Consider the following 8,729-nt stretch of genomic DNA (forward strand, 5'->3'; position numbering starts at 1 on the left):
TTTATGTATTAAATCATCTAAAATCAGTCAATTAATAGGTGCTGTGTTTGTTAAAAGTAGTAAACAGATTACATTTATTAATGTTAAAAGAAATAAAAATCTTGTTAAAGTTGTATTAATTTGATAAGTTGCGCCAAAATAATTTCAAAATTGATACAATGAAAGAAAAAATTAAAGGGTTGTTGTTACTGATTTTCTTAATGAGTTCTCAGTTTTTTTATGCACAAGAACGAGTGGTTTCGGGAACAGTTTCTGATGCATCAGGACCAATACCAGGAATAAATGTTAATGTCAAAGGAACAAAGAATGGCGTGCAAACCGATTTTGATGGTAAATATTCTATCAAAGCGAAAACAGGAGATGTTCTTTTATTTTCGTATGTAGGTATGCAGGATGTTACTATTACTGTTGGGACATCTTCGGTAATAAATACTAAAATGAAAGAGATTGGAAAAGAGTTAGATGAAGTTGTCGTTGTGGCATATGGTAAGGCAAAGAAATCATCTTACACTGGATCCGCAACACAAATTAAATCAGAACAACTTGAAAATAGACCTTTAACGAATGCACTTTCTGTTTTAGAAGGAAGTACTTCTGGTGTTCAGGTTCAAAGTTCAGCAGGGCAACCAGGAGCAGCACCAGAAATTAGAATACGTGGTTTTAGTTCGATCAATGGTTCGAATACTCCACTATATATTGTTGATGGAGTTCCTTATGCAGGAGATATTAGTAATTTGAATTCAACTGATATCGAAAGCTTAACGGTTTTAAAAGATGCTTCTTCAACATCTTTATATGGTTCAAAGGCAGCGAATGGAGTTATTATAATTACTACTAAATCCGGAAAATCGCAAAAAGATAAATTTTCATTGAATGTAAGTACTGGTATGACTTCAAGATCTATTAAAGATTATGATAGAGTTGATGCTTATCAATATTATCCATTAGAATGGGAAGCCATAAGAAATAGCCGTCCAATGAAGACGCAAGCAGATATTGACGAGGCAAATAAATATGCGTCAGGAAGAGTTGGGCAAGTATTGGTAGTGAATCCTTTTAATGTACCAAGTGGTAGTGTTGTTGGAACAGATGGTAAATTAAATCCGAATGCTCAATTGTTATATCCTGAGGATTTAAATTGGGAAAAACAACTCGAAAGAGCCGGAGTACGTAAAAATGTTGATTTCTCTTATCAGGGAAAATCTGAAAAGTCAAATTATTTTGCTTCTTTAGGACACTTGACAGAGGAAGGATATATTCGAAAATCAGGTTTCGAAAGAACTACAGGACGATTAAATTTAAATACAAGTTTAAATGATTGGTTTAAAACTGGAGTAAACATTTCAGGAGCATTAACGAATTCAAAATTAGGAGTTGATGGGGTAGAAAATACAAATTCGTTTAGCAATCCTTTTATGTCAATGCGATCAATGGGCCAATTTATCCTGTTTTTGATCATACGGAAAATGGTGATTATGTCTTAGATGTTTCGGGAAACAGGGTATATTCAACTACAAGAGGATCTGGAGCGGCTAACGGAAGAAATGTTGTTTATGAAACATTAAATAATACAGATGTCGTTAAAGGTCTTGCCCTTTCTGCCAGAACTTTCTTTGAAGTAAGTTTTTTAAAGGACTTTAAGTTTACTACCAATATTGCAATTGATAAATCGTATTACAATAGAACGTATTCATATAATACTTTGATAGGAGATGGAGCTCCTGCAGGATTAATGGGTAAAGATGATAAAATCTTAACAGGTTTAACCTATAATCAATTGCTTAATTATTCTAAAAAAATCGGAAACCATTCTATTACAGTATTACTTGGTCATGAAAGTTTTGATTACCAAAGAGATTGGACAAGTGGTTCTAAAACGGGTCAGGTGGCGCCGGATAATGTAGAGTTTATAAATTATGCAACAGTAACCGGTTTAACTTCATACACCAGAAATTATGCAACTGAATCTTATTTTTCAAGAGTAGGATACGATTATATGGATAAATACATTTTTTCAGCTTCGTTTCGTAGAGATGGTTCTTCAAAATTCGCTAGTAAATGGGGTGATTTTTGGTCTTTTGGAGGGGCTTGGGTAATCTCTAAGGAAAATTTCCTTGCAAATAGTTCCTGGATCAGTGATTTGAAATTAAGAGCGTCGATAGGAGAAGTTGGAAATGATTCTCATATTATAAGTGATCGTAACGATTCCGGTTCTGAAATAAATGGTTTGAATTATTATGTAAGTCAGCCAACATTTAGTTTAGGAAATGATAATGGTAACGAAGGCGGGATCTTAACTTATGCGGCTGGTGCTCCTGACTTAAAATGGGAAGTAAATACGCAGAAGGATTTAGCGGTAGAATTTGGTTTGTTTAAAAATAGACTTAGAGGAAGCGTGGAGTATTATCATAGAAATACCGATGGACTTATTTTCGCAGTACCAAACCCATTGTCATCAGGATTAGATTATAGAATGGAAAACATTGGGTCTATGTATAATAGAGGTTTTGAGATTTCATTAGACGGAGTAGTTCTTAAAACAAATGATTTTTCATGGAGTTTAAATGTAAATGCGTCAACCATTAAAAATGAAATTACAAAATTGCCACAAAAAGAAATAATTACAACAACAGGGTATAAAAAGCTTGCTGTAGGTCAATCGATTTATGATTATTGGTTAAGAGATTGGTATGGAGTAGATCCTGCAGACGGATATGCATTATATGTTGCTGATCCTGAAAAAATGGCTGCTAATGATAGTACAGGAAGAGTGGTCAATGGAGTGAATGTAACAACAGATCAAAATAAAGCGCTGATGCACTATGCAGGTTCTGCAATACCGGATTTATTCGGAAGTTTTGGTAGTACGTTCAAATACAAAGGACTTCAGTTAGATGTTATGTTCTCTTATCAAATAGGTGGTTTGATGTATGATACCAATTATTCTACTTTAATGCAATCGGGGAACAATTATGGTTCAGCATTTAGTACAGATATCCTAAACAGATGGCAAAAGCCAGGAGATATTACAGACGTTCCTAGATTAGATGTTACTAGAAGTCCACAATCAAATGCACCTTCAGACAGATGGTTAGTAGGATCTGATTATTTATCGCTAAGACAAATTAATCTTTCGTATAAATTACCTTCTGATCTGATATCAAAATTAGAGATTGATAATGCTTCAGTTTATATAAATGGGGAAAATCTTTTACTTTTTACTAAACGTCAGGGAATGGATCCAACTCAAAGTTTTAACGGAACGACTCAAAATAGATACATTCCTTCGAGAGTAATTACGTTAGGTGTTAATTTAAATTTTTAAAAACATGAAATCAATATATATTAAACTGGTATTTTTTGTACTATCGATAGTGATCTTAGGATCTTGCTCAGATGATTTTCTGGATAAAAAACCGACAGAGTTTGTTGACTATGAAGGTGCAACAAAAACGACCGAAAATTTAATGACCCTTTTAAATGGGATTCATAGATCTTTATATATAAGATATGAAAATCAAAACGAATCTGGTTTAGGTGGATTAATGCAACAAACTGATTTAGCAGGAGAAGATATAGTTTTTCCAATCACAAATGGTTGGTTTTTACAGGACTATAATTGGAGTGCGTTCAATAATGAAAATGCACCAGATATTCGTTTCGCTTATCGAACGTATTATCAAATAATTCGAAATGCTAATACAATTATAAATGCTACTGACGCTGCAATTGGTACAACAGCAGATAAAAATATTGTAAAAGGACAAGCTTTGCTATACCGCGCATTTTGCCACTTTCAGTTGGTGCAATTGTATGGTAAAAGATATGTAAATGGCGAAACAAATTCGCAATTGGGAGTTCCGATTATTTTAACTGTTGGTAATGATAATTTTCCGCGCTCTACAGTTGAAGAAGTATACACTCCGATCAATAAAGATTTAGATGAAGCAAATGTTTTATTGGTAGGATATGCAAAACCAAATAATTCTCATTTAGATTTAAAAGTGGCACAAGGATTAAAAGCACGTGTAGCTTTAACTCAGGGCAATTGGGCAATAGCAGCAGATTATGCCAATAAAGCAAGATCAGGAATGAGTTTAATGTCTGTTGCAGATTATGGTGCTGGTTTTAATGATTACAATAATAAAGAGTGGATGTGGGGAAGTCATATTAACGAAGTGCAAACACAGTATTTTGGGAATTTTGGAGCTTATATGTCCAGAAACTTTAGCTCAACAGTAATACGTTCTTGCCCTAAAGCAATTAACAGTAAGTTGTATGCCAAGATTCCTGCTACAGATGTTCGTTCGACTATTTTTAGTAAAGATGGTAGTCATCCAAGTCTTGGACTTTCAGATGTTTTTGCAAAATTCCCGTATACAAGTCAAAAATTCCTTGCCATTGGTACCGGAGATAGTAGATGTGATGTACCTTATATGCGTGCAGCGGAAATGTATCTTATAGAAGCAGAAGCAAAAGCCAGATTAGGACAAGCTGATGCAGCTTCGATTCTTTTTGATTTGGAAAGTAGCAGAGATCCTGAATATGTTTTGTCTACCAATAGCGGACAAGCGTTAGTGGATGAAATACTAATTCAAAGACGAATTGAATTGTGGGGAGAAGGTTTTAGATTTTATGATTTAAAAAGAACAAACGCTTCATTAGATAGAACGGGAGCAAATCATGATTCAGGAATTACAAACGGAGTGATGACTGTACCGCCAACTGATAAAAGATGGCAATGGTTAATCCCTAAAGATGAGATTAATGCAAACCCATTGGTAAAACAAAATGAACTTTAGTCTAATAAAGTGTATTAAGTTTTTCTAAATCTAAAATAGATATTACAAAAAAAGCCGGTAGTTTTAAAACTACCGGCTTTTTTAATAACTAACACAAATATTTTTATTTTACAAATTTGTCAATAATAGCATCTGATTCTGCTTTTGTAGCAGTTGGTTTTAAATCAAATAAAAGAGAATAAAGCGCTTTTCTGTCAACTTTAGCCTCAAGATTTAAATCTTTATGTCTGTTAAAAAGAGTTTGCCATTTGTCGCGAACATTTTTCCAAAGTGCATTGTTTTCTTTCCACCATTTTTGTCCTGCGATACATTTAATGTCTGCAACTTTAGTGTAAACATCCATACCTTTTTCTTGCGCTAACAAAACATCTTTTCCGCTGTCATCGCGAATTAATTTGTCATTGTCTTGCTCATGATTCCATCCTGTAGCAGTAATTTCATGAATGTTTCTTCTTTTCAAAACATTGTAGTCGTTACGTTTTGTTTGCTCTCTTCTTGGTAAAGGTGCATCAGCAACGTTTGCCCAGTAATCGTTTCCGTCTACATGTACCCAAGTAGATGATCCTTCATATCTAGGACTATCATCTACCTGATATACTTTCTGAGTCCATTGTCCTTTTACGGCTTTTTTGTCTAGTTTTTTATATTTCCAGGAAGTTCCTTTATCAAATGAATATAAGTCTGTGTTTTCAAATAACCAATCTTGTCTCCAGTGTTTGATGATCATATCGTCACTCACTATAAGTAAGTGTTGCATTACAATTTTGTTAGGAGTATCTTCTAATAATTCTACCCATTCTAAAGCAGATTCATGTTTAGTTTCTGACGGCTTGTAAGTAAGAGAATCTTTAGGATATTGAAAAGTTTCTGTAAAATTAAATTTCACTTCGTAACAACCACACATTGATTTGATTGATTTAATGTCTTGTTGTTTTTTATCCTGACTGAAACCAAGGCTACAAGTCAAAGCTATAACGGCTGAAAAATAGAGGCTTTTTGAAATCATAACTTATTTTTTTGTTTTTTAAATTTTCGCAAATATATGTATTTTATTTAGAACAAATAAAAATAGTTCATATATTTGCGCCATTATTAAGACTCAATAAAAATAATGAAAATAAAATTTATCCTTTTTGTAGTTTTCCTTTTTTCTCAAATTTCTGTTGCCCAGGAAATTCAAAAAGATAGCGTTAAAACAAATGAATTATCAGAAGTTACAGTTACTACAGCAACAAGGACTGAAAGAGTGCTTTCGTCTTTGCCGTTACCGATGACTGTTATTACATCTGAGGCAATTATAAAATCTGGTGTTACAAGATTAAATGAAATTCTAAACGAACAAACCGGAATTATTTTGATTCCGGATGAAAGTGGTTTTGAGGGGGTACAAATGCAAGGTCTTGATGCAGCATATACTATGATTCTTATTGACGGAGTTCCCCTTGTAGGAAGAAGTTCAGGAGTTTTAGATTTATCGAGAATTTCTGTTGGAAATATTGAAAGAATTGAAATTGTTAAAGGAGCATCATCTGCGTTGTACGGTTCTGAAGCGATGGGTGGGGTTATTAACGTAATTACAAAAAGACCTAAAAAAGATATGTTTTCAGGTAATCTTTCTTATCGATATGGTACTTTTAATACCAATGATGCAAACGCTAATTTACTTTGGAAAAAGAAAAAATTTGCTACAAATTTATTTGCCAATTTTTATTCGACTGACGGATTTGACTTAAATAAAAGTACGTGGTTGAAGAATGTTGAAAAATATCACAATACCACAATTCAGCCCAAAATATATTACGATTTTTCAGAAAATCTTAAACTAACTTTTAGTAATCGTTTTTTTAATCAAAAGATCGATAATAGAGCTGTAATTGAAACCGAAAGATATGAAGGTGATGCAAAAGAAAATGAGTGGAATTCACAACTAAAAGTAGAACATAGATGGAATTCCAGATTATATTGGGAATACGAATTATATGCGACCAATTATAAAAATGATGCATTTTTAAATAATCCGGATAATGTACTTTTTGATCGTACCTATTATGATCAGTGGTTGGTTAGACCAGAAGTTAGAACTACTTGGTCTATAAATAAGGACAAATTAACAGCAGGTGTTGGACTTAATTATGAAACATTAGACCGTACTTATTTTGCTAGTAATGTCAAATTTAATTCGCAATATGTTTATCTGCAATATGATTATAATCCAACAGATAAATTAAATATTCTTGGCGGATTCAGGTATGATAATCATAGCGAATATGCCTCACAATTTAGCCCAAAATTAGCTGTAAACTATAAATTTAATACCAACTTTTCTCTTAAAGGATCGGTAGGTTATGGTTACAAAGCACCAGATTTCCGTCAGTTATATTTTGATTTTACAAATCCATCAGTATTATATACTGTTTTAGGATATAATGTGGCCGAAGCTCGCTTAGATGAATTTGCAAGTCAGGATTTGCTTTCGTCAAGAGTAGCCGGAATAGATTTTAATGAACCATTGAAACCGGAAAGTTCGATAAACTTTAATTTTGGAGGTTTTTATAAAAAGAACAAACTTAAAGTAGAAATAAATGCTTTCTATAATTTGATTAGCGATTTAATTGATACTCGTGCTGTTGCTGTTAAAAAAGGTGGTCAGAATATTTTTAGCTATTTTAATTTTAGCAATGTATTTACTTATGGTGTTGAGTTTAACTCTGCTTATGATTTTACGAAAGACTTTTCAGTTTCGTTTGGATACCAATATTTGACTGCTAAAGACAAATCAGTTGTTGATAATTTTGAAGAGCATCAATACATTCGTAATTCTGATTTGCAAACAATTAAAATAGATAAGTCAGATTACTTCGGATTATACAATAGATCGAAACACACCGCCAATCTTAAATTTGCATACACTATTCCGTCAATAAAAACAGACATCAATTTACGTGTTTTATATCGCAGTAAATATGGTCTGTTTGATACCAATGGAAACGGAATTCTTGACAAATACGACAATTTTATAGGAGATTATTTTATTACAAACTTAGCAGCTTCAAAATATATTACAGATAAGTTCATGCTTCAGGCCGGAGCTAATAATTTATTCGATTATACAGATCCAGGTCAAATTCCGAGTCTTTCAGGCAGACAGCTTTATGCAAGAATTCAATATAATTTTTAAATCAACAATAATTTAAATACCATTACTATGAAAACAAATTTCTTAAAACTTTCGCTTTTAGCACTAGTACTTTTTACTGCATCTTGTAGCAGTGATGACGATAATAACGATGATAATGTAATTCCACCAGTTGCAACTCAAAAAGTTTCTGATCTTTATGCGCCACAATCAGGTGGTCAAGGGCAGCCGGTTAGTGGTGACTTTACAAGATTCAGTTTTTCTGAAAATAAAATTGTTACAACTGATAATTGGGATATTGCTTTCCGTGGAACTAGTATTATTGTAAATGGAGGAACAAAAATCAATGTTGATGATGCAGGTGAACCAACAAGAAAAGGATCTGGATCAGTAAGTGCTGTTGGTGGTACATTTGCTAGTGTAACTCTTTTTCCTGCAGCAAATACTTTTGTTCAGGATGCTGCTAAAGTACCAGCATTTCCGGCTTCAGGAGCTAATATATGGTATAACTATAATGATGTAACTCATATTATTACCGCTAAAGCAGGAAAGATATATGTTGTGAAAACACACGATGGAAAATACGCGAAATTCGAAATCTTAAGTTACTACAAAGGGGCACCGGCAACTCCTGCAGCAGATTCGGCACCAAGATATTATACATTTAATTTTGCTTACCAGGCTAACAGTACTACAACATTCTAAGAAAATATTTGCAATATATTATAATGTAATATATTGCCTGAGAGTGATTTTGTTATATTGACAAAATTATTCACGCTAATTTTAGG

At 33.0% G+C, this 8,729-nt stretch carries 6 protein-coding genes; 5 read left to right on the forward strand and 1 reads right to left on the reverse strand.

What is annotated here, in order from left to right:
- Window positions 1-158 precede the first annotated feature (158 nt).
- Genes FLACOL7796_RS24820 through FLACOL7796_RS17980 form a run of 3 tightly spaced genes read left to right on the forward strand, consistent with a single transcriptional unit; the run spans window position 159 to window position 4,802 of the window.
- Complete coding sequence (locus tag FLACOL7796_RS24820) at window positions 159-1,484, forward strand: SusC/RagA family TonB-linked outer membrane protein (protein WP_262889170.1); 1,326 nt, start codon at window positions 159-161, stop codon at window positions 1,482-1,484.
- Window positions 1,439-3,325, forward strand: a complete 1,887-nt coding sequence (locus tag FLACOL7796_RS24825) for a TonB-dependent receptor (protein ID WP_262889171.1) — start codon at window positions 1,439-1,441, stop codon at window positions 3,323-3,325. Before FLACOL7796_RS24820 ends, FLACOL7796_RS24825 begins: the two co-directional genes overlap by 46 nt.
- Window positions 3,326-3,329: 4 nt before the next feature.
- A complete protein-coding gene (locus FLACOL7796_RS17980; protein WP_173972110.1) occupies window positions 3,330-4,802 on the forward strand; it encodes a RagB/SusD family nutrient uptake outer membrane protein in 1,473 nt (490 codons plus the stop codon).
- Window positions 4,803-4,905: 103 nt separating this feature from the next.
- Here FLACOL7796_RS17980 and FLACOL7796_RS17985 read toward each other — a convergent pair whose 3' ends face one another.
- The gene (locus FLACOL7796_RS17985; RefSeq protein WP_173972111.1) at window positions 4,906-5,808 is read right to left on the reverse strand and encodes a DUF6607 family protein; all 903 of its coding nucleotides are present in this window, start codon (window positions 5,806-5,808) and stop codon (window positions 4,906-4,908) included.
- 105 nt (window positions 5,809-5,913) lie between these two features.
- Here FLACOL7796_RS17985 and FLACOL7796_RS17990 point away from each other — a divergent pair, with 105 nt between their 5' ends.
- Window positions 5,914-7,980 carry a TonB-dependent receptor plug domain-containing protein gene (locus tag FLACOL7796_RS17990; RefSeq protein ID WP_173972112.1) on the forward strand — a complete coding sequence of 689 codons (2,067 nt, stop codon included), beginning with the start codon at window positions 5,914-5,916 and terminating at the stop codon, window positions 7,978-7,980.
- A gap of 27 nt (window positions 7,981-8,007) precedes the next feature.
- Entirely contained in the window at window positions 8,008-8,643 is a 636-nt protein-coding gene (locus tag FLACOL7796_RS17995; RefSeq protein ID WP_173972113.1) for an HmuY family protein, read from the forward strand.
- Window positions 8,644-8,729 lie beyond the last annotated feature (86 nt).

This window comes from Flavobacterium bizetiae (assembly GCF_902804475.1).
Lineage (GTDB): Bacteria > Bacteroidota > Bacteroidia > Flavobacteriales > Flavobacteriaceae > Flavobacterium > Flavobacterium bizetiae.

Excerpts from the sequence above, each read along its gene's own strand:
- FLACOL7796_RS24820 (WP_262889170.1), top strand. The coding sequence starts at position 159 with ATGAAAGAAAAAATTAAAGGGTTGTTGTTACTGATTTTCTTAATGAGT.
- FLACOL7796_RS17980 (WP_173972110.1), top strand. The coding sequence starts at position 3,330 with ATGAAATCAATATATATTAAACTGGTATTTTTTGTACTATCGATAGTG.
- FLACOL7796_RS17985 (WP_173972111.1), bottom strand. The coding sequence starts at position 5,808 with ATGATTTCAAAAAGCCTCTATTTTTCAGCCGTTATAGCTTTGACTTGT.
- FLACOL7796_RS17990 (WP_173972112.1), top strand. The coding sequence starts at position 5,914 with ATGAAAATAAAATTTATCCTTTTTGTAGTTTTCCTTTTTTCTCAAATT.
- FLACOL7796_RS17995 (WP_173972113.1), top strand. The coding sequence starts at position 8,008 with ATGAAAACAAATTTCTTAAAACTTTCGCTTTTAGCACTAGTACTTTTT.